The organism is Streptomyces tricolor, from assembly GCF_002155905.1.
GTDB classification, from domain to species: domain Bacteria; phylum Actinomycetota; class Actinomycetes; order Streptomycetales; family Streptomycetaceae; genus Streptomyces; species Streptomyces tricolor.
On sequence record NZ_MUMF01001030.1, the window covers coordinates 1 to 1,381 of the forward strand.

A 1,381-nucleotide genomic window follows, 5' to 3' on the forward strand; every position below is an offset into this window, starting at 1 on the left:
GCCGCCGCCCGCTTCGGCGGCCTCGGCGGTGGAGCGGGACAGCCAGCGCCCGCCCGGGGTGCGCAGGCCCCCGTCGCCCTGCCAGGCGGCCAGGTCGCGGATCTCGTCGCCGATGCCGAGGACGTCCAGGGCGCGCAGGGCGTTCGGGGCGAGGGAGATGGCCGCGCCGACGGGGTCCAGGGCGGGGGCTCGTTCCAGCACGGTCACGGCCGAGCCCTTCTGGTGCAGGGCCGCCGCCGCGGCCAGCCCTCCGATGCCGCCGCCGATGACGATCACGCGTTCCTGCCGTGCCATGACCCCTCCTCGTGACTACAGCTGTAGTACACGCGACTGTACTACAGGGGTAGTGAGGCGGGTAGGGTCGTCCCATGTCCGTAACGAGCCCCAGCAGCACCGGCGCCTCCCGCGCCGATCTCGTCGCCGACGCCGCCCTGGCCCTGCTCGCCGAGCGCGGCATGCGCGGGCTCACCCACCGGGCGGTGGACGAGGCGGCCGGGCTGCCGCAGGGCTCGACGTCGAACGTGGCGCGCACCCGGCAGGCCCTGCTGGAACTCGCGGTACGGCGGCACGCGGAGCGGGAGGCGCGGGTGCTGGCCGCCACCCAGGTGACGTACACCGCCACGGACGGCTTCCACCTGCTGGACGACGCGCTGGAGCTGGCCATCGGCACGGCGGGCCGGGACGCGCTCCGGCTCGGCGGCGGTGCGGCCGGGGGGCCGGTGCTCGACGCCCGCACCGGTGCCGTCGTCGGCGTCCTCGGCACCGCGCTGCACAGCGCCCAGCGCGACGCGGGCTTCGCGGTGCCGCTGCGGCCCGCCGACGGCGCCCTCGCCGGCCTGCTCGCCCGCAACGCGGCCACCGTGCCCGGCTACGGCGCCGACCTCAACCTCGCCGGCATCCTCCAGCTCACCACCACCTCGGTGGGCCAGGACGGCCCCCCGGGTGCCCTGGAGCCGCTCGAACGCGCCGGCATCACCCGGGAGCTGGCCGCCTTCACCGCGGGCGACCGGCCGGTGCTCGCACTCGTCGGCGCCCCGGGCAGCGGTCGTACGACGGAACTCGCGGCGCTCGCCGCCCGCCGCGCCCGGCAGGAGCGGCCCGCCCCCACGCTGTGGCTGCGCGGCGCCGACCTGAAGGACGCCGACGACTCGGTGGCCGACGCCGCCCGCCGCGCGCTGGCGCGTGCCGCCCGGATCGTCGCCGCGTCCCGTCGCGTCCGGCCCGAGGACCTCGGCGACGTCACCCCCGAGCACCTGGCCCGCCTCGCCGCCCGGGCCGGCCGCCCCCTGCTGCTCGTCCTCGACGGGCCCGAGGAGATGCCGCCCGTCCTGGCCCACCGCCTGCCCGCCTGGACCCGGGGCACGGCCGACTGGCTGCGCGA

Annotated in this window: 1 protein-coding gene and 1 pseudogene; one reads left to right on the top strand and one right to left on the bottom strand. The window is 78.3% G+C overall.

Translation table 11 applies throughout. From position 1 onward, the window contains the following. Window positions 1-294: FAD-dependent monooxygenase (locus CCN44_RS42520; protein ID WP_143650514.1), on the bottom strand; the 294-nt coding region annotated here is incomplete at its 3' end. Between the two features lie 74 nt (window positions 295-368). Between CCN44_RS42520 and CCN44_RS42525 the strand changes: the two are divergent. Next, window positions 369-1,381, top strand: a pseudogene (locus CCN44_RS42525) (hypothetical protein); the annotation flags it as partial.